The organism is Metabacillus indicus LMG 22858 (assembly GCF_000708755.2).
Taxonomy (GTDB): domain Bacteria; phylum Bacillota; class Bacilli; order Bacillales; family Bacillaceae; genus Bacillus_P; species Bacillus_P indicus.
In genome coordinates this window covers 1-18,748 of record NZ_JGVU02000008.1, presented here as the reverse complement: position 1 = coordinate 18,748, position 18,748 = coordinate 1, and the positions used below count along the sequence as shown (strand labels likewise).

Annotated in this window: 18 protein-coding genes and 2 tRNA genes; 5 read left to right on the top strand and 15 right to left on the bottom strand. The window is 45.1% G+C overall.

What is annotated here, in order from left to right:
* Positions 1–66 precede the first annotated feature (66 nt).
* A complete protein-coding gene (locus AZ46_RS18950; RefSeq protein ID WP_029286261.1) occupies positions 67–1,041 on the bottom strand; it encodes a ring-cleaving dioxygenase in 975 nt (324 codons plus the stop codon).
* Between the two features lie 244 nt (positions 1,042–1,285).
* On the opposite strand from AZ46_RS18950, the gene AZ46_RS18945 reads away from it, so the two are divergent.
* Genes AZ46_RS18945 through AZ46_RS18930 form a run of 4 tightly spaced genes read left to right on the top strand, consistent with a single transcriptional unit; the run spans position 1,286 to position 4,236 of the window.
* Positions 1,286–2,239 carry an ATP-binding protein gene (locus tag AZ46_RS18945; RefSeq protein ID WP_029286259.1) on the top strand — a complete coding sequence of 318 codons (954 nt, stop codon included), beginning with the start codon at positions 1,286–1,288 and terminating at the stop codon, positions 2,237–2,239.
* Positions 2,239–3,198: a tetratricopeptide repeat protein gene (locus tag AZ46_RS18940; protein ID WP_029286257.1), complete on the top strand. Its 960-nt coding sequence runs from the start codon at positions 2,239–2,241 to the stop codon at positions 3,196–3,198. The genes AZ46_RS18945 and AZ46_RS18940 overlap by 1 nt, the downstream gene beginning before the upstream one ends.
* 40 nt (positions 3,199–3,238) lie before the next feature.
* Positions 3,239–3,685, top strand: a complete 447-nt coding sequence (locus tag AZ46_RS18935) for a DUF4385 domain-containing protein (RefSeq protein ID WP_029286255.1) — start codon at positions 3,239–3,241, stop codon at positions 3,683–3,685.
* 53 nt (positions 3,686–3,738) lie between these two features.
* The gene (locus tag AZ46_RS18930; RefSeq protein WP_029286253.1) at positions 3,739–4,236 is read left to right on the top strand and encodes a GNAT family N-acetyltransferase; all 498 of its coding nucleotides are present in this window, start codon (positions 3,739–3,741) and stop codon (positions 4,234–4,236) included.
* A gap of 47 nt (positions 4,237–4,283) precedes the next feature.
* On the opposite strand, the gene AZ46_RS18925 is transcribed toward AZ46_RS18930, so the two are convergent.
* From AZ46_RS18925 to safA, 4 genes are all read right to left on the bottom strand, one after another.
* Complete coding sequence (locus AZ46_RS18925) at positions 4,284–5,207, bottom strand: ring-cleaving dioxygenase (protein ID WP_029286250.1); 924 nt, start codon at positions 5,205–5,207, stop codon at positions 4,284–4,286.
* A 193-nt stretch (positions 5,208–5,400) separates the two neighbouring features.
* Positions 5,401–5,826: an organic hydroperoxide resistance protein gene (locus AZ46_RS18920; protein WP_029286248.1), complete on the bottom strand. Its 426-nt coding sequence runs from the start codon at positions 5,824–5,826 to the stop codon at positions 5,401–5,403.
* Between the two features lie 115 nt (positions 5,827–5,941).
* Positions 5,942–7,087 carry an AI-2E family transporter gene (locus AZ46_RS18915; protein WP_029286247.1) on the bottom strand — a complete coding sequence of 382 codons (1,146 nt, stop codon included), beginning with the start codon at positions 7,085–7,087 and terminating at the stop codon, positions 5,942–5,944.
* Positions 7,088–7,249: 162 nt separating this feature from the next.
* Positions 7,250–7,870, bottom strand: coding sequence for a SafA/ExsA family spore coat assembly protein (gene safA, locus AZ46_RS18910; protein ID WP_081870249.1), 621 nt, complete (start codon positions 7,868–7,870; stop codon positions 7,250–7,252).
* Between the two features lie 673 nt (positions 7,871–8,543).
* On the opposite strand from safA, the gene guaC reads away from it, so the two are divergent.
* The gene (guaC, locus tag AZ46_RS18905; RefSeq protein WP_029286243.1) at positions 8,544–9,527 is read left to right on the top strand and encodes a GMP reductase; all 984 of its coding nucleotides are present in this window, start codon (positions 8,544–8,546) and stop codon (positions 9,525–9,527) included.
* 65 nt (positions 9,528–9,592) lie between these two features.
* Here guaC and AZ46_RS18900 read toward each other — a convergent pair whose 3' ends face one another.
* From AZ46_RS18900 to AZ46_RS18855, 10 genes are all read right to left on the bottom strand, one after another.
* On the bottom strand, positions 9,593–10,012 hold the full coding sequence (locus AZ46_RS18900) for a hypothetical protein (protein WP_029286241.1): 420 nt from the start codon (positions 10,010–10,012) through the stop codon (positions 9,593–9,595).
* Between the two features lie 112 nt (positions 10,013–10,124).
* Complete coding sequence (glmS, locus tag AZ46_RS18895; RefSeq protein WP_029286239.1) at positions 10,125–11,927, bottom strand: glutamine--fructose-6-phosphate transaminase (isomerizing); 1,803 nt, start codon at positions 11,925–11,927, stop codon at positions 10,125–10,127.
* 543 nt (positions 11,928–12,470) lie between these two features.
* Positions 12,471–13,817 (bottom strand): phosphoglucosamine mutase, encoded by a 1,347-nt coding sequence (glmM, locus tag AZ46_RS18890; RefSeq protein WP_029286237.1) that lies wholly within the window; start codon positions 13,815–13,817, stop codon positions 12,471–12,473.
* 32 nt (positions 13,818–13,849) lie between these two features.
* Positions 13,850–15,118 (bottom strand): CdaR family protein, encoded by a 1,269-nt coding sequence (locus AZ46_RS18885; RefSeq protein WP_029286235.1) that lies wholly within the window; start codon positions 15,116–15,118, stop codon positions 13,850–13,852.
* Entirely contained in the window at positions 15,111–15,932 is an 822-nt protein-coding gene (gene cdaA / locus AZ46_RS18880) for a diadenylate cyclase CdaA (protein WP_029286233.1), read from the bottom strand. Before cdaA ends, AZ46_RS18885 begins: the two co-directional genes overlap by 8 nt.
* Positions 15,933–16,105: 173 nt before the next feature.
* Positions 16,106–16,717 carry an anti-sigma factor family protein gene (locus tag AZ46_RS18875; protein WP_029286231.1) on the bottom strand — a complete coding sequence of 204 codons (612 nt, stop codon included), beginning with the start codon at positions 16,715–16,717 and terminating at the stop codon, positions 16,106–16,108.
* Positions 16,718–16,733: 16 nt separating this feature from the next.
* Complete coding sequence (gene sigW / locus AZ46_RS18870; protein WP_029286228.1) at positions 16,734–17,297, bottom strand: RNA polymerase sigma factor SigW; 564 nt, start codon at positions 17,295–17,297, stop codon at positions 16,734–16,736.
* Between the two features lie 212 nt (positions 17,298–17,509).
* A complete protein-coding gene (gene rocF / locus AZ46_RS18865) occupies positions 17,510–18,409 on the bottom strand; it encodes an arginase (protein ID WP_029286226.1) in 900 nt (299 codons plus the stop codon).
* Between the two features lie 184 nt (positions 18,410–18,593).
* A tRNA-Ala gene (locus AZ46_RS18860) sits at positions 18,594–18,666 on the bottom strand.
* A gap of 5 nt (positions 18,667–18,671) precedes the next feature.
* Positions 18,672–18,746, bottom strand: a tRNA-Gly gene (locus AZ46_RS18855).
* Positions 18,747–18,748 lie beyond the last annotated feature (2 nt).

Genomic DNA, 18,748 nt, shown 5'->3' with positions numbered 1-18,748 from the left:
TTATTGTACAGTTAATGAATAAACCTAAAACCCCGGTCCTGAAAATCAGGCCGGGGTTTTACTGTGTCAGCTGAGTGATGTATCCAGGGGCTTCAGCTTTGCTTCAATTTCAGCACGACGCGGCTCAAGGAATGGAGGAAGAGCGAGTGCTTCGCCGAGATGCTCAAGTTCCTCATCCGTATCAAATCCCGGGCCATCTGTTGCAAGCTCGAACAGGATGCCGTTCGGCTCGCGGAAGTACAGGGAACGGAAGTAAAAACGGTCTACAAATCCTGAACTCGGTATGCGTTCAGCTTTCAGTTTCTCAATCCACTTGTGCATCTCTTCTTCATTTTCAACGCGGAATGCCACGTGGTGAACACCTCCGCGACCGAGACGCTCCTGCGGCAGATCAAGGCGCTCTTCAATATGAACCTCTGCTCCCGTGCCGCCTTCTCCTGTTTCAAACACCTGAATGTCCGGCTGGCCGGGTGCCTCGGACGGATAACTGCCTTTCGCCCGGAAACCGAGAATGTCTGTCAGAATTTCTATTGTTCTTTCGGCAACGGCCACTGTCAGCCTGACTGGACCAAGTCCGGTAATCGCATATTCAGCCGGGACCGGGCTCTTGTCCCAAGGGGTTCCGGCGGTAACTCCCGAATTGTTCTCATCAGATACCAGAATCAGGCGCTGCCCTTCAAAATCTCTGAAAGGAAGAGTCAGGCGGCCAAATGCTTCGGCAATGTCTCCGTGCTCCACATTGTGCTCCTCAAAGCGCTGCTTCCAGTAGGTTAGTGCCGCATCGCTTTTCACGCGGAGCGATGTGGCGGAAATGCTGTTGACTCCTTCGTGGACTCTGCCTGCATTGGCGATTTCAAAAAACGTCAGCTCCGTGCCCGGGTTTCCTTTTTCATCCCCGTAAAACAAATGATACACAGATACATCGTCCTGATTAACTGTTTTCTTAATTAACCGAAGACCAAGTGTTTTCGTATAAAACTCATAGTTTTGAGGTGCTTTTGCTGTAATGGCTGATACATGGTGAATCCCTTTTAACGGCAGCATGTAAATCCCTCCATAAAATTATCTTGAATTCGAGATATTATAGATTTACTATACACCCGCTGCAGGCAGATGTCAATGATTTGGGATTTGATAGGATGTTGGCTGTAAATCTGCAATAGTTGGATGTAAATCATGCATTCCCGGTCGTTTTAACTCCCTCCCCAACCAGGTATTCTTCATCTTGGAAATACTTTCATATTTTGCTAGTATCAAAGAAGAATGATTGTTCAGTACAGGAGGTATGGTTGTGAGCTCAGATGATGATAAAAAGCGCAGAAATTTGAAAGTGATTCAGTTTGATAAGGATAAAAACAGCCTGGTTGAGACGGTTCAGCCGAAGGAGACATTTGATGATGTCGGCGGACTTGAGGATGTAAAAAAGCGGATTCGCATGGATTTTATTATGCCGATCCAGTCGCCTGAGTTTTTTCAGGCTTTTGGTAAAAAGAGCGGCGGCAGCCTTCTGCTTTACGGGCCTCCGGGATGCGGGAAAACATTTTTGGCAAAAGCGATTGCAGGAGAAATCAATGCAAGCTTTATCCACCTTGAGCTGCAGGCGATCCTTTCCATGTATGTCGGCCAGAGCGAGCACAATCTGCATGATGTTTTTGAGAAAGCACGGGAGCAGAAGCCTTGTGTGCTGTTCATTGATGAGCTTGACGCCCTTGGGGGAAACCGGCACCGCATGAGTCAGCACCACGACCGGATGATTGTCAATCAGCTTCTTTTGGAGCTTGATGGACTGCAGTCGTTCAACGAACAGGTTTACATCATCGGGGCGACGAACACGCCTTGGTATCTTGACCCGGCGCTGCGGAGACCGGGAAGGTTCAACTCTCTCATTTTCATCCCGCCTCCCTCACAGGATGAGCGCGAGCTGATTTTGACGCTCAAAACAAAAGATAAACCACAGGAAAAACTTGATTTATCGAAAGTGGCTAAGGCAACCTCGCACTTCTCAGGCGCTGATCTGACTCAGGTTGTGGATGATGCCGTATCAAAAGCCATTGAACGCTCACTCGAACAGGGCTCCCTGCAGCCAATGTCGCATGCAGATCTCCTAAAAGCCGCAAAGAACCGGAACCCTACGACGCTTGAATGGTTTTCAACCGCCAAGAACTATGCAACGTTCAGCGATACAAATAAGGATTATCAGCACGTTCTGGACTATATGAAAGCACATGGCATCCGCTGATGTTCAGCTTTTATGAGGAGAGGATCCGCAAACTGACAGACTGGAAAAGTTACAGCCAGGCGATTGAGGAAGCACATGCCCTTATTGCGTCAAATCCGGAGGATGCCCGTTCGTTTTCACTTCTTGCCAGGATCTATGCTGATAAGGAAGATTATCCCGCAGCAGTCCATTTTTCAAAGGAAGCCCTCAGTAAAGATCCGGAAGACTTTACTGGTCACCTCATGCTTGTTATGGCCCTGTTCAATCTTGGGGAATGGAAAGCATTTGATGCGGCTGCAGAAAGTGCTCTCAACCTCTACCCGGACACTGCGCACCTCTATTATCTTAAAGCGCTCAGAGCCCTGCAAAAGAATAAACGGAAGAAGGCGTTGGGGCTCATGGAGCTTGCACTTGTTCATGAAACCGAAGAGGCCACATACCTTGCAGCGTACAGCAACCTTCTCCTGCTTGCAGGGAAAAAGAAACAATCAAAAGAATACGAGCAGATGGCTTTGAAAAGCAATGAGGATAATCCCTACGTCTACTATACTCTGGCCAATACGGCCTTCAACCGCGGCGATTTCAAGCAGGCAAGAGAGCTGAGCCGCAGCGCTGCTGCAATTGACCCTGAAGATCAGGATTACAGAGAGCAATACCTCGACATGCTGAAAACGGAATATGCTCTGCACAGGTATTTGCTTCGTATCCTGCAGACTCATTCTTTCATCAGAAGAACAGCCGGAATTCTTTTCTGGCCGGTGTTCATTTTTTTCTTCATTGTGTTCAATCCGCTTTTCTGGCTGTATGTGATCGTCATTCTTGTTCCCTATTACATCAGCCATTTCACAGCCGGTAAACTTGTCAGCCGGAAGATTGGCTATAAAAAACCCAAACCTGAATTCAGCAGGAGGAAGGCTGTCGCAGCCGTCATGTTTGCCGCACTTGTTTTGACCGGTTTGTATGCTGCCATTTTCAGATAACATTCTTTGTTTTCGGGTAAAGAGTACAGAGGTGATGGACATGGCATTTAATTATGATGAGGACTTCGAACATACGGATTTTCGCAAGAATCCCGAAAAGTACCGGGTCGGCAGAGGAGAGCAGGGCGTTTTGCTTGTTGAACCTTATAAAGGAGAAATCCTTCCCCACTGGCGGTTTAAAACGCCTGTGATTGCGAGGGAATCTTCGGAAACGATTTACACGATGTATGAGGAGTACAAAGAAAAAGGCGATTTTGTCGGTATGGACATGGCGCGGAAATTCATCCAGATGGGCTACACCCGTGCCAGACGCTACGCCAATTATAAAGGCGGTCGAAAGTATAAGGAGGACGGCGACCTTCACGAGCGTGACATTGACGATGAAAAAGCGGAATCTGCTTCTATTTTCAAAGAGAAATGGATTAAAATCAGAGAAGATGAAGACTATTTAAAATTGAAGAAAGAGCATCAGAAGAAGTATGGCTGAATGAAATCGTTCAGGCGCTGCAATCTTACTTAAAATCATTATTGGAGGAACCTATGAATATCCGGATTCTAAACGGACATGATGCCGCCGCATACCGCGGCATCCGCCTTGAAGGCCTGAAATCGAGCCCCGAAGCGTTTGGCTCAAGCTATGAAGAAGAGCAGCTTTATACAATCGACTTCTTTAAAGCAAGACTTGATGCTGAGCATACATTTACGTTTGGCGCTTTTGACGGGGATGCACTTGCAGGGGTTGTTACGCTTGTCCCTGAAACGAAAGCGAAACTCAAACATAAAGCCTCTATCTTCGCGATGTTTGTCTCTCCTGCTTACCGGGGAAAGGGAATCGGCAGGAAGCTTATGACGTCGGCTATTAACCATGCCGGTCAGCTTGAAGACACAGAGCAGCTGCAGCTTTCTGTTGTCAGCAGCAACCAGTCTGCACGGCATCTCTACTCCTCTCTTGGCTTTTCAGTATATGGCTATGAAAAAAGAGCCCTTAAAGCGAACGGCATCTATTTTGATGAAGAGCATATGGTGCTGTTTCTTTAAAAATGTGTAAAACCCCGACTCATGCAGAGTCGGGGTTTTTTTGGTTTTTACACTTCTCTTATTTCAAACGGTGCAAGCACCTTCTCAATCTTGTCCCTCTGAGGCTCATACCGCTCCGGCAGCATAAGTTTTTCACCAAGCACCTCTTCATCATGCGCAAAGCCTGGAGGATCTGTTGCGATTTCAAACAGGATCTCACCGTGCTCCCTGAAGTAGATCGCATTAAAATACTGACGGTCCTGCACAGGTGTCACCTGATAGCCGCTCCTTGCGACATGCTGCTGCCATTGAAGCTGATTGCTGTCATCCTCTGCCCGGAAAGCAATGTGATGAACGGTGCCTACTCCCATTCTTCCCCGTCCAATCGGAGTCATCTTCAAATCAATGATGTTTCCGATATCAGCCGTTGAACGAAAACGGATAAAGTCCCGCTCTTCGGCCACTTTTTCATATCCCATCACCTTTTCAAGAAGTTCTGCCGTTTTTTCAGGACGTGAGGACAGGAGAGTTGCACCTGCGAAACCTTTTATCCCAACATTGGCTGTTACACCGCCAAACTCCCATGCGTTCTGTTTTCCTTCTTCCCTCTCAACAAGCTCAAGATGCAGTCCATGAGGATCGTCAAACACAAGAAATGACTCGCCAAACCGCCCCATTTTTTCAAACGGCACGCCGTATCTCCCAAGTCTTTCTTCCCAAAACGGCAGAGCTCCTTTTGGAACAGCATAAGACGTTACACCGACCTGGCCGTCTCCAATCGTGCCCTGATACGCATCCGGCCAAGGGAAAAAAGTAATAATCGTTCCAGGATTTCCCCCTTCATCTCCGAAATAAAGATGGTACGTCCCAGGATCATCAAAGTTAACCGTTTGTTTCACTAATCTAAGCCCAAGAATTCCCGCATAAAAATCAGCGTTTTCCTGCGGATGGCCGACAATGGCCGTAATGTGGTGAATACCCGCTGTTTTCATTGAAACATCTCTCCTTTAAAAATAGTTTCTCTTTCCTTTATCTATATAAACATGAGTTGATATCTCGAATTCAAGATAATTTTAAGGTATTTTCTGCTGATTGTCAACATTGACCTAAATAACGGCACTGCTGTTTCGACAGGGCAAAAAAATGGCGCCTACTCAATTGAGTAAGCACCATTTTCATAAGAATTTAAGCCTGCGCTTCAAGCGTCACATCAATATTCCCTCTTGTCGCCTTTGAATACGGGCAGAATTCATGAGCTTTATGAACGAGGTCTTCAAGCTTGTCCTTTTCAATGCCGGTTCCCTTTACGTCGAGTTTTACCGCGAGCTTGAAGCCTCCGTCGGACTCGTCTTTCAGGAAGCTGACATTGGCCGTTACTTCAGAATCAAACTTCACTTTTTCTTTTCTTGCCATATGCTGAAGGGCTCCGTCAAAGCAGGCCGCATATCCCGCTGCAAAGAGCTGCTCAGGATTTGTTGCATTCGGCACTCTGTCCGCTCTCGGTGAGCCCGGCATGGCAATATCCATGTTGATGACGTCATTTGATGAATGTACTTTCCCTTCCCGTCCGCCTACTGCTGTAACCGATGTAGTAAATAATGCTTCTGACATGTTTCATACTCCCTTTCGTATTCAAACTTTCCTGCTCTTTTTTATATACCCTTTATTGAAAAGTTTATTCGTTTGAGTATGCAAAAAAGCATCTCTTCTCTAAAGAAGAAATGCTTCATTCAATCCCTTTCTGTTCATACATATTGCTGCGGATTTTCATCCATTCAAACAGGTGGGTCACAATGACCTTGAGCACGGCATATCCCGGTACTGCAAGGATAATCCCCACTACTCCAAACAGATTCCCAGCCGTCAATATCACGAAAATAATGGTAATCGGATGAATATGAAGATTCCGTCCCATAATCTGAGGCGAAATAAACTTCCCTTCAATCAATTGAACAATAGTCCATACGATGATCAGCTTCAAAACCATTAACGGTGATGTGACAAGCGCAATGATAAAAGCCGGTGTAATGGCAATTGCCGGACCAAGATACGGAACAACGCTTGTAAATGCCGCAATCAGGGCAAGCAGGGAAGCATACTCAAGACCGATCGTTAAAAAGCCAACATACATAAGCGCGCCAATGCAGAAGCTGACAATAATCTGTCCGCGGATATATGAACTGATCTGCTGATTCATTTCATGCATCACTTTAAATGTAGAACTTCTGAGGTTGACGGGCAAAAATTTAAGAACATATGGCCCAAGTTTTTTTCCGTCCTTTAACAGATAAAACAAAATGAACGGCAGTGTCACAATCGCCAGGATGAAGTCTTTTACGATTCCTACAATATTCCCGATTCCCGCAAACATATTATTGATGATTGTGGAAGCCTGGTCAGACACCTGCTTTGACAGATCCGCAACATTAATATTCAGCGTTTTCTGTGCCTGATCAACAAAATCGCTGCCGACCACCTGCATGACAAGCAGCTCTACATCTTTTGTATATTGAGGAAAACTTTCAATCAAACTCAGAACCTGCGCTTTTAAAAACGGAATGACCGACACAATCAGGATGGTCAGCAGCCCTGCAATCACAACAAACAGGAGCAAAATAGAATAAATTCTCCGTACGCCTTTCCGTTCAAAAAAATCCACCACGGGATTCAGCAGATAATAGACAATCGCTGCCATGATGATGGGCAGAAGAATGGTTTTAATCAGCACTTCAATCGGTGTAAAGATAAACGATACCTGCATAAAAACAAGAATGTTTAATCCAATCAAAAGCAGAATCAGAAGAAACAGAACAAATCTATTGTTAAGGATAAACCTCTTAAACGTACCTACTCTCGGGCTTGCCTGCTTCATGAGTGTCCTCCATTTCTCTCTATGCACTCTAAATTTCATCTAAGCTTATTATAGTGGGTTTTTTAAAAAAATGAAAACAGAACTCCCGCTTATGATAAGAAGTTTTTCAAAGCATAAAAAAGGACAACCCGTAAACGGATTGCCCTGTCTCCTCCTTGTCCATTATTTGCTGATAAACATCTGCGTCCAATAGTGGCCGTAAGATCCGCCTTTGGCGTACCCAACACCGATTTCCTTGAAATTAGAAGACAGAATGTTTTTGCGGTGTCCTTCACTGTTCATCCAGGCAGTTACAACACTTTGAGCTGTAGTCTGTCCGGCAGCAATGTTCTCACCTGCATAGCTATACTGAATGCCGAAGCTCTTCATCATATCAAATGGAGAGCCGTATGTAGGCGATGTGTGACTGAAGTAGTTTTTGTCACGCATATCTTCTGATTTGTACCGTGCAACACGGGCAACCTCCCAGTTGGCGGCAAGCGGCTTTAAACCGTATTTGGCACGCTCTTTATTTACAAGCGTAACCACTTCGCTTTCCATGCTTTGATAAGCGCTTCCAGAAGGGATGTTAAGAGACTGTCCTGGATAGATCATATTAGCATTCTTAACATTTGGATTGGCTTTAATCAATTCAGAAACGCCAACCTGATACTTCGATGCGATTTTCCACATCGTATCCCCGCTTTTAACTGTGTATGTACTTGCAGCACTTGCTTGACTGCTGAATCCAAAGGCTAGAGCGACAACCAACAACATAAGAGAAAAAGATTTAAGTGTTTTCATAGCTTTATTTTATACGAATACTAGTTTGCAAGAATAGCGGTAGTTTTTACCGAAAAAAAGGGGTTGACTAGCGGCACTTGATTAGTCAGTCAGCAGGAGGAATGAAGTGCATCACATCGGCGATCGAAGCAGTAACCGAATCCGCCGAGGTCCTGCCTGCAAAACATTAGCGCACTTTCGGCTGTTCCGGTTCCTTTGTTTGTGCTGCTGACTCGGTTTTACAGCACTTTCGGCAGTTCCGGCTCCCTGGTTTATGCTGCTAACTTATGTATAGCGCACTTTCTCCTGTTCCAGATACCTGGTTTGTGCTGCTAACTCTGTTTTACCGCTCTTTCGGCTGCTCCGGATTCCCCTTTTGTGCTGCTAACTCATGTTTACCGCATTTTCAGCTGAGCCGGATAACTGATTTGTGCTGCTAACTCAGCTTTACTGCACGATCTTTCCATCCCACTTCCCCATCCGCTGCAACCCCCATTTCACAGCACTTCTCATACGCTGACACCTCCTTTTTCCCATTGAAAAGGTTTACTTAACTTTGAAATTCACCCTATTAATCTTCGTTTTTTTCTCTAAAAATCTTTGACATAACCATACAAATGATGTAAAGTACCAAATGGACGAACAATTAAAAGTTAACTTAACAATAACATTCGTATTTAGGGGTGTATTTTACATGGAAAATGTATTCGATTATGAAGATATTCAATTAATACCTGCAAAATGTGTTGTGAACAGCCGTTCTGAGTGTGACACAACCATTGCCCTTGGAAACCATACATTCAAACTTCCTGTCGTACCTGCCAATATGCAGACGATTATTGATGAAACAATTGCTGTAAACCTTGCAGAAAACGGCTACTTCTACATCATGCACCGTTTTCAGCCTGAGAAAAGAAGCGCGTTCATCCAGGATATGAAATCACGCGGCCTGATTGCTTCAATCAGCGTCGGTGTTAAAGAGGAAGAGTACGGCTTTATTGAAGAACTTGCGGCTGAGAATCTGGTGCCTGATTATATTACAATTGATATCGCCCACGGTCATTCAAACGCGGTCATCGAAATGATCAAACATATTAAGAAACATCTTCCTGGAAGCTTTGTCATCGCAGGCAACGTTGGAACTCCTGAAGCAGTGAGAGAGCTTGAGCACGCCGGCGCTGACGCTACAAAAGTCGGAATCGGACCGGGCAAAGTGTGCATCACGAAAATCAAGACAGGGTTTGGAACAGGCGGCTGGCAGCTTGCTGCACTTCGCTGGTGTGCAAAGGCGGCAACTAAGCCAATCATCGCAGACGGCGGCATCCGCACACATGGTGACATTGCGAAGTCTGTTCGATTCGGAGCATCCATGGTCATGATCGGCTCCCTGTTCGCAGGACACGAGGAGTCTCCTGGTGAAACCATCGAAATGGACGGAAAGCTTTTCAAAGAATACTTCGGATCAGCTTCTGAATTCCAAAAAGGCGAAAAGAAAAACGTCGAAGGCAAAAAAATGTACGTTGAACACAAGGGCTCATTGAAGGACACGCTCACTGAAATGGAGCAGGATCTGCAGTCATCAATCTCCTATGCAGGCGGAACGAAACTTGATGCCATCCGCACGGTGGATTACGTCGTTGTGAAAAATTCGATCTTTAATGGGGATAAGGTTTATTAATAGAAAAAAGGAGCAGGGGTTTCATTCAAGCCCCGCTCCTTTTTTGTATATTTGAAGAAAGTTTCTTATTCATCTCCAGTCACGATCTCAATCACCACAGCGGAATCCTTCTTATTTAATTGAGCATACTTGCTCTCAGCGTCTATAACGAGTTCCACTCTGTCTTTATCAGGACTTATCCAAAGCTCGTAAAGAACAGCTTTTGCGTCGATTCTGCGATCCGTAAATTGAAAGGTAAACCTGTAATCAGCAGGACGCGCCATGCTTGCTTTCGCTGTTGTCCAATCAGCTTGATCCACAGCTTTTCTGACCTCATCAACCTCTTTAGTGCTGGTAATTTCTCTATCAACTTTATAAATGTTATCATCGCCTGCCCATTTTTCAACTTCAATATATTGTTCTTCATAGTCAGGATCCTCTGCACATCCTGTTAGAAAAAATAAAACCCCTATTGTCAAAATGAAGATAAGCTTATGTAATTTCATACCAACTCCCCCTTACTCAGTTAGACGAAAATAGGTGACAGAAGTTCCACTAAACAAAAAACGGAGAAGGTCTTAATGACCTTCTCCGTTTTCATTTATTTATCTGTATGATTTACTCAACCGTCACACTCTTAGCAAGGTTACGCGGTTTATCCACGTCACAACCTCTGTGAAGAGCTGCGTAGTAAGAGATCAATTGCAGCGGAATGACAGAAGCAAGCGGCGTCAGTTCTTCGTGTACAGCAGGAAGAACGAAACGGTCGTCTTCTTCTTCTAAGCCTTTAAGGGCGATAATGCATGGGTTGGCTCCGCGTGCTGCTACTTCTTTCACGTTTCCGCGGATGCTTAGGTTAACATGCTCCTGTGTTGCAAGCGCGATAACCGGCGTGCCGTTTTCAATTAGTGCGATCGTTCCGTGCTTAAGCTCTCCTCCGGCAAAACCTTCTGCCTGAATGTAGGAGATTTCTTTCAGCTTCAGGGCGCCTTCAAGTCCTACATAGTAGTCGACTGAACGGCCGATGAAGAAGCAGTTGCGTGTTGTAGAAAGGTATTCGCGTGCAATGTATTCCATTTCTTCTTTTTGATCGCAAAGGACTTCCATTGCGTTTGCGACAATACCCATTTCTTTTACGATATCAAAGCTTAGGTCAATGCCTCTTGCTTCAGCTGTAACTGCTGCAAGGATCGCAAGTACGCCTAATTGCGCAGTATATGCTTTTGTAGAAGCAACGGCAATTTCAGGTCCTGCATGAAGCAAAAGCGTGTGGTTTGCTTCACGTGAAAGCGTAGAACCAGGTACGTTAGTGATCGTTAGTGCCTGGTAGCCAAGCTCTTTAATTTGAACAAGTACAGCACGGCTGTCTGCTGTTTCACCGCTTTGTGAAATAAAGATAAACAGCGGCTTTTCAGAAAGAATCGGCATGTTGTAAGAGAATTCACTCGCAACATGAACCTCAACAGGTTTCTTTGCCCATTTTTCAATGAACTGTTTACCGACAAGTCCGGCATGATAGCTTGTTCCGCACGCCACGATGTAAAGGCGGTCAGCAGCATTCACTGCATCGACAATAGCCGGGTCCATCGACAGCTTGCCTTGGTCGTCCTGATATTTTTGAATGATCTTCCGCATAACAAGCGGCTGCTCATCGATTTCTTTAAGCATGTAGTGAGGGTATGTTCCTTTTTCGATATCGCTTGCGTCAAGCTCAGCTGTATATGGAGCACGCTCAATAACTTCACCCTGAAGGGTCTTAATCGTAACAGCTTCGCGTTTTACAAGGACGATTTCTTTATCCATTAGCTCTACAAATTGGTCTGTAACCTGCAGCATAGCCATTGCATCTGATGCAACAACATTGAAGCCGTCACCAAGACCGACTAGAAGCGGGCTTTTGTTTTTTGCAACAAAGATTGTTTCCGGATTTTGCTCATCTAAAAGGGCAATGGCGTAAGAGCCTTTTAAGATCGACAGTGTTTTGCTGAACGCTTCTTCAACATCTGCACCCTGGTTTACAAACTTCTCAATAACCTGTACCACAACTTCTGTGTCTGTGTCACTTGCAAGAGCTACGTCCTGAAGGTATTCACGTTTAAGGCTTGAATAGTTTTCAATGACACCATTGTGAACAAGCGTAAAACGGCTTGAAGCACTTTGATGGGGATGTGAGTTGCGTTTGCTAGGGGCGCCATGAGTCGCCCAGCGGGTGTGACCGATTCCAGCTGTAGAAAGAACATTCGCATCTACTTCTTCGCGAAGAATGGCGATGCGGCCTTTTTCTTTAAACACATGAACTCCGTCTTCATTTATTACAGCAATACCAGCTGAATCATAACCGCGGTACTCAAGCTTTTCAAGACCGCGAAGCAAAATTTCCTTTGTATCCTTTTGTCCTATATATCCAACGATTCCGCACATACTAAAGTATCCTCCCATTAGGCGGGGGACAGGCCAAGTCTCGGGGACCTGTTAATCTGTCCCCTCACACATGTCTATATTTTTAGGTGATTACGTTCTTCCCTTTGTGCAAAAAGTTGCCTCTTTGTTTTCAGGAGAGAGCTTGCGGCTGTAATCGTCAACCGGGAGGCATCCGCCGAACTTTCGATAATCCTCCATCCTCGTCAACTAAGCTTTTTTCGATCTGCTTAGTTCAGGCGCTTTTCGTAAAACGTACTAACTATGCTCCTTTCTCTGTCTAAAATCAAAACACAAAAGTAATCTTACTATACGACAATCAAATCGTCAATTCGTTTTGTGATTCAGAAAGATGCACCCTTTAGTATATGAATTATGAAAAAGATTGTTCCCCCGCTTTCATACCCTGTTCATCCGGTTTTTCAAACCTGTCGGGAGGAGACAATGAGGTATATTTAGTATGGGGCAGCAAATGTATCGATTATGTCTGTGAATTTTAGTTAAAAAAGACCTGCCAGTGCCGGCAGGTCTTTTCCATTTACGTGCTTATTCTGTTCCCATTTCAGCTTTTACTACAGCCACGATGCGTGACACATATTGCTCGCAAAGCTCTGCAGTCGGAGCTTCAGCCATCACGCGGACCAGTGGCTCTGTACCGGAAGGACGCACCAGGATGCGGCCGTCTCCGTTCATTTCCTGTTCCACTTCAGCAATGACCTGTTTTACTTTCATGTTGTCTGTAACTGCATGCTTATCTGTCACTTTCACATTAATCAGAAGCTGCGGGAATTTCGCCATTTCTGAAGCCAGCTCAGATAGAGATTTTCCGGTTACTTTCATGATATTTACAAGCTGGATTGCTGTAAGAAGGCCGTCGCCGGTTGTATTATGGTCAAGGAAAATGATATGCCCTGACTGCTCTCCGCCCAGGTTATAATCGCCTTTTTTCATTTCTTCTACAACGTAGCGGTCACCAACAGCTGTTTGAGCGCTCTTCATGTTGTTCGCCTCAACTGCTTTGTAGAAACCAAGGTTACTCATAATCGTTGATACAACCGTTTCTTTTTTCAATCTGCCATGTTCGTTAAGGAATTTTGCACAGATGAACATGATTTGATCGCCATCGACGATATCGCCTTTTTCATCAACAGCGATAAGGCGGTCGCCGTCGCCGTCGAATGCAAGTCCAACATCCGCTCCTTTTTCTTTCAGGAAGGCAGCAAGTGCTTCAGGGTGAGTAGATCCTACACCGTCATTGATATTCAGGCCGTTCGGCGTTGTTCCCATTGTGGAAACATCTGCATCAAGGTCTGCAAAAAGGTGCGTTGCAAGGGATGAAGTCGCTCCGTGTGCACAGTCAAGCGCAACGTGAAGACCTGTAAAGTCCTCATCAACTGTCTGCTTCAGGAACTGCAGATATTTTTGGCCGCCTTCAAAATAGTCGTTTACCTGTCCCAAATCTGATCCTACAGGTCTTGGAAGTGTATCTTCTGCCTGATCCATCAGTCCTTCGATTTCAAACTCCTGGTCATCTGACAATTTAAATCCGTCCGGGCCAAAGAATTTAATGCCGTTATCCTGAACAGGATTGTGGGATGCTGAAATCATCACGCCAGCCTGGGCTCCAAGTGCTTTTGTCAAATATGAAACGCCTGGAGTTGAAATGACTCCCAAACGCATAACTTCTGCTCCGATTGAAAGAAGTCCCGCTACAAGGGCACCTTCAAGCATGTGTCCCGAAATGCGTGTATCTCTTCCAATCAGCACTTTTGGACGTGTTGAATCCTTTGTCAGAACATATCCTCCAAAGCGTCCGATTTTAAATGCCAGTTCAGGTGTCAGCTCACTGTTTGCAACGCCTCTTACACCATCAGTTCCAAAATACTTTCCCATTCTAGTATCGCTCCTTTTGACTGTTTCAATCATCATGATTGCTTAGAAGAAATCTTTACGTTCACTTGCTCTTGCGGCAGGCTCCACTTAATGTCCTGAGGTCCGTTCACTTCAACTTTCACGTCGTGTTCACCGTCCGACAGGTCATTCACATTGATGAAAAGCTCGAGGTCGGAAGCCTTCATCTTCTCAAGGACGTTCGGCGCTGCTGTTACACTCAGATCAAGCTCCCTTGATTCAGGATCTGTAAACTGAAGGATTTTCCCTTCACCAAGTCCTCTGATCCGGACAGGCAGATTCTCAAATACGCGCTCTTCTTCCTTATCAACGTCAACTTTAATTTGTATTTTTTCCGGGCTTACTTTAGTCGCACCGTCAGGAACGGGGATATCAACATCCAGTACGGTGTCATCTTTGATCTTGCTCAGGTCCACTGTCACCCCGTCAATAAATTCAAGAGGATTCAGAACATCCTGCGGACCATAGACGGTCACTTCATTCGGCACAGCCTCAATGCTCGCTATGCTGATTCCTTCACCAAGCTCGCCCTCATTTTTAATGTTTAAAGGCAGCTTTTTGCTCGGGCTTGTAATCGGCACCGTCACGTCTACAACGGACGGATAGGCTTCAACAGGAAGGATATTGCCGTCTTCGTCGTACACCGTCACCTTTGATTCCTGCTCCAATGTTTCATTCGCATTTTGCAGGTTCACTCTTGTTTTGATCAGCGCAATGCTGTCAATAAGGGTTTTGGATCCTGTTACCCTGACAACACTTGGCTTTACAATCGGATCCTGTGCCGTATATCCGGCTACTATCTGGTTTTTATTAATAAAATCCACTTCAACCGGGAAATCACGTGTTACTTTTTCTTCTACATTCACCGTAATGACCGAAGGATTTAAATTCACTTCCAGGTTATCCGCTATATTTTTATGCTTCAGTTCAATTCTGTGTGAGCCGATTGAAAGGTCAGACAGCTCGGCATAAATTTCAAAGTCCTTCAGCTGCTTTGCTTTCAAAAGGGAGTTGGTCGGCCCGCTTAATGTGACATCGACGGTCTCCGGAACACCTGTTATCACCACATTGTCCTGGTCCTGATACGTCTTTACTTCTACATCCTGAATGGTCTCTGTCCCTTTAGATGATTGAGAAGGTGCAGAAGGGAAGACAGATGTAACAGGTCCTGTCGTCTGCTTCTTTGGTGCAGGAGATTCGATGTTGACAGATATATAGAGCATAAGCGCCATAAGCAGCGCGATGATTCTCATGACCCAATGATTGTTTATCATCTTATCCATTCTTCTTCCCCCTCCACTGCCACAGGTTTGAAGAAGCGGCTTTCGCCTGTTTTCCAAATTCCGAAACGAGTATCTCACTCAAAGCTTCAACCGTCAAATTTCTGTGAAGCTCGCCGTTTCTCGTTACCGAAATACTTCCGGTTTCCTCCGATACAACGATTGTAATACTGTCTGTTACTTCACTGATGCCGACTGCTGCGCGGTGCCTCGTTCCAAGCTCTTTTGAAATAAACGGACTTTCAGAAAGAGGCAGGTAGCAGGCTGCTGCTGCAATCTGGTTTTTCTGAAGAATGACAGCTCCGTCATGAAGCGGAGTGTTCGGGATAAAAATATTGATTAAAAGCTCAGAAGATAAAGCTGAGTGAAGCGGTATGCCCGTTTCTATGTAATCGCTCATCCCTGTTTCTTTTTCAATTGTTACGAGTGCGCCGATACGGCGTTTTGCCATGTAATCCGTTGCTTTCAGGATGGCATCAATAATTTTTTGCTGTTCTTCCTCCTCTGGGGCCCCGCTTCTTGAGAAAAGTTTTCCCCGTCCCAGCTGCTCCAGTGCTCTCCGCAGCTCAGGCTGGAAAATAATAATAATCGCAAGAAAACCCCATGTTAACGCTTGGTCCATGAGCCATTGCAATGTTTGCAGCCCTAAATACTGGCTGAGTGTCCGAACGAGGATAATCACGATAATGCCTTTTAAAAGCTGAACGGCCTTCGTGCCCCGTATCACCATAATCAACTTATATATAACGAACCAAACCAGGAGAATATCAACGGCGATGCCGAGGTAGTGCAAGAATGGAAAATCCTCAAGTGCCATATTCTCTTCCTCCATCAGTTTTAGTCATTTGCACAGGACTATAACTACGATATTATATCATATAATCTGCAATTAAACCGTATTGTAGTCATTTAAGGACGGACAGCCTGCGCTCCAGAGTCCATATATCACGGCACCCCTTTCAGACAATAAAAAAAGGCCGCCGGGGCCCATTACTGAAAAATATCGACGACCTCTTTTGCAAGAGACTTCATTTGAAACCAGATCCACTCAAAGGCTTCATCAATTTCTTCAACTTTGCCTGTCACCTGGCCGGCTGAAGCCATATACCGCTCACCGTTAATGACAGTCACATCTCCCTCTACTTTTCCCTCGATCTTCAATGTACCGCCCTTGACTGTTACATCTCCCTGAACCGTTTCGCCTTCAGGAACGATAACCGTATTATTTTCAACAACCAGATTCGGCTGTTTGGATACACTGAAGTCTGAATCTCCCGACCAGGAAGAAAACAGGCTTCCTGTCATCAGCAGCACAAACAGGGAGGCAGCCGCAAGCATCGGATGACCTTTAAGCCACCTGCCAACGCCTACTCGCTTCTTTTCTTCAGGAAGGCTGTTCATAACTGCCTGCGTGAAATTAGACGGAGCTTCAATATGTGAGGTGCTTTGCACCAGGGCGATGGATTTCTCCAGTTCATGCAGGTGCTGTGCACATTCAGTGCATGACTGAAGATGTTCTCTGAGGATCCTTTCATCCGCCTGCTTAATATCATGATCAAGATACTGATGAATCCGCTCGATCATTTCCTCTGAACATTTCACTTAACATCACCTCTACTTATAAATGCCTTAATTGCTTTCTGAGAGCTTCCCGTCCTCTGTGAATTCTTGTTTTTACCGTCCCGATCGGCATATTGAGAATTTCACTGATTTCAATTAAAGAAAGCTCATCTATATACTTTAATACGATGACCGACCGATATTTATCAGGGAGCTTTAAAATTTCTTTCTGAATCATTTGCTGAAGTTCCATTGTCGCAACCTGATCCTCAGGCAGCGCAACATCCGCTGCAACCTGGGAATACATAGTGAGCCCCTCTGTTCCGGCGACCTCTGCATCCAGATAGTAATCGGGCTTTTTCTTTCTGATCCGGTCAATTGTCAGGTTCGTTGCTATGCGGTACAGCCATGTTGAAAACTTTTTATCCATATCGTAGCTGTGAATATTGACGTATGCCCGTATAAACGCTTCCTGAGCAATATCCTCAGCCTCATGAGAATTCCCAAGCATGCGGTAGCAAAGCTGATAAATCTTGTCCTTGTACAGATCTACAATTTCGGCAAATGCATTCTGGTCGCCTTTTTTCACTTGTTTAATTCTGTTTTTTACGATCGTCTCCATGATACCCCTTACCTCCGCACAAATCGCGGATTCCCCTTATTACGTATAAGCCGAATAAAAGGTTTCATTTTTTTTCACATAAAAATAGTTTAACAAATTTTAGGTGTCCTGTAGATGGCTTTTGAGGAGGTTTATCTTAAATCTATCTTAAAAGAATCCCGTAAAAATGGAAAGGGCATAGCCTCAATCGGCTATGCCTTTTGTACCCGTTATTATTTGAGCTTCTCTCCGAATAAAGAGCCCATTAAAGCAACAGCAACTGTTGCGGTTTTATTTTTTTCATCAAGAATCGGATTTACTTCAACAAACTCTGCTGATGTGATAATCTCTGATTCTGCAAGCATTTCCATGGCAAGATGGCTTTCCCTGTAGCTGATGCCGCCAATAACAGGTGTTCCGACACCAGGTGCATCATGAGGGTCAAGTCCGTCAAGATCCAATGATAGATGAACTCCATCCGTACGTTCCTTCAAATACTCGATGGTTTCCTCCATCACCTTCGTCATACCAAGGCGGTCAATTTCATGCATGGTATATACTTTGATTCCCTTTTCCTTAATCAGCTCTTTCTCACCCTGATCAAGCGACCTGGCACCTATAATCACAATGTTCTCAGGCTTTACTTTAGGTGTGTAGCCTCCAATTCTCGTGAGTGCCTCATCACCGATTCCAATGCTGACAGCAAGAGGCATACCATGAATATTGCCTGATGGTGACGTTTCTCCAGTGTTTAAATCGCCATGGGCATCGTACCAGATGACTCCGAGATTCTCATAGTGCTTTGACACCCCTGCAAGCGTCCCGATTGCAATGCTGTGGTCTCCGCCGAAAACAAGTGGAAAAGAACCCGATTTGATCGCTTCATCCACCTGATCTGAAAGCTTCACACTGGCCTCTGACACCGCTTTCAAATTTCTCAGGTTATTGGCTGCTTCTTCTTCTCTGTTCGCACGACCAATCTCAATATCGCCCTTATCTTCAATCTTATAGCTGAGCCCTTCTAATCTCTCAACAACACCGGCATATCGAATCGCACTCGGCCCCATATCGACACCGCGGCGCATTTGTCCAAGATCCATTGGTACTCCAATAATTGATATTCTTTCTTTCATCTCAATCATCCCCCTTATTAGAAGCCTGTGCCTCTATTGTACGTTCAAAAAGGGAGATGACTCAACTCGACAAAATTATGTATATATATACAGAGTTTTCTGTTAAATAAATGACTCAATAACTCCTCCGAACCATTTTTGGAAAACAAAAAAACCTAAGACCATATAGTCTTAGGTTTAAAGATGGAGCCTAGCGGGATCGAACCGCTGACCTCCTGCGTGCAAGGCAGGCGCTCTCCCAGCTGAGCTAAGGCCCCGAATATGGAGCGGAAGACGGGATTCGAACCCGCGACCCCCACCTTGGCAAGGTGGTGTTCTACCACTGAACTACTTCCGCAA

Excerpts from the sequence above, each read along its gene's own strand:
- AZ46_RS18945 (WP_029286259.1), top strand. The coding sequence starts at position 1,286 with ATGGTTGTGAGCTCAGATGATGATAAAAAGCGCAGAAATTTGAAAGTG.
- AZ46_RS18940 (WP_029286257.1), top strand. The coding sequence starts at position 2,239 with ATGTTCAGCTTTTATGAGGAGAGGATCCGCAAACTGACAGACTGGAAA.
- AZ46_RS18935 (WP_029286255.1), top strand. The coding sequence starts at position 3,239 with ATGGCATTTAATTATGATGAGGACTTCGAACATACGGATTTTCGCAAG.
- AZ46_RS18930 (WP_029286253.1), top strand. The coding sequence starts at position 3,739 with ATGAATATCCGGATTCTAAACGGACATGATGCCGCCGCATACCGCGGC.
- AZ46_RS18925 (WP_029286250.1), bottom strand. The coding sequence starts at position 5,207 with ATGAAAACAGCGGGTATTCACCACATTACGGCCATTGTCGGCCATCCG.
- AZ46_RS18920 (WP_029286248.1), bottom strand. The coding sequence starts at position 5,826 with ATGTCAGAAGCATTATTTACTACATCGGTTACAGCAGTAGGCGGACGG.
- AZ46_RS18915 (WP_029286247.1), bottom strand. The coding sequence starts at position 7,087 with ATGAAGCAGGCAAGCCCGAGAGTAGGTACGTTTAAGAGGTTTATCCTT.
- safA (WP_081870249.1), bottom strand. The coding sequence starts at position 7,870 with ATGAAAACACTTAAATCTTTTTCTCTTATGTTGTTGGTTGTCGCTCTA.
- guaC (WP_029286243.1), top strand. The coding sequence starts at position 8,544 with ATGGAAAATGTATTCGATTATGAAGATATTCAATTAATACCTGCAAAA.
- AZ46_RS18900 (WP_029286241.1), bottom strand. The coding sequence starts at position 10,012 with ATGAAATTACATAAGCTTATCTTCATTTTGACAATAGGGGTTTTATTT.
- glmS (WP_029286239.1), bottom strand. The coding sequence starts at position 11,927 with ATGTGCGGAATCGTTGGATATATAGGACAAAAGGATACAAAGGAAATT.
- glmM (WP_029286237.1), bottom strand. The coding sequence starts at position 13,817 with ATGGGAAAGTATTTTGGAACTGATGGTGTAAGAGGCGTTGCAAACAGT.
- AZ46_RS18885 (WP_029286235.1), bottom strand. The coding sequence starts at position 15,118 with ATGGATAAGATGATAAACAATCATTGGGTCATGAGAATCATCGCGCTG.
- cdaA (WP_029286233.1), bottom strand. The coding sequence starts at position 15,932 with ATGGCACTTGAGGATTTTCCATTCTTGCACTACCTCGGCATCGCCGTT.
- sigW (WP_029286228.1), bottom strand. The coding sequence starts at position 17,297 with ATGGAGACGATCGTAAAAAACAGAATTAAACAAGTGAAAAAAGGCGAC.
- rocF (WP_029286226.1), bottom strand. The coding sequence starts at position 18,409 with ATGAAAGAAAGAATATCAATTATTGGAGTACCAATGGATCTTGGACAA.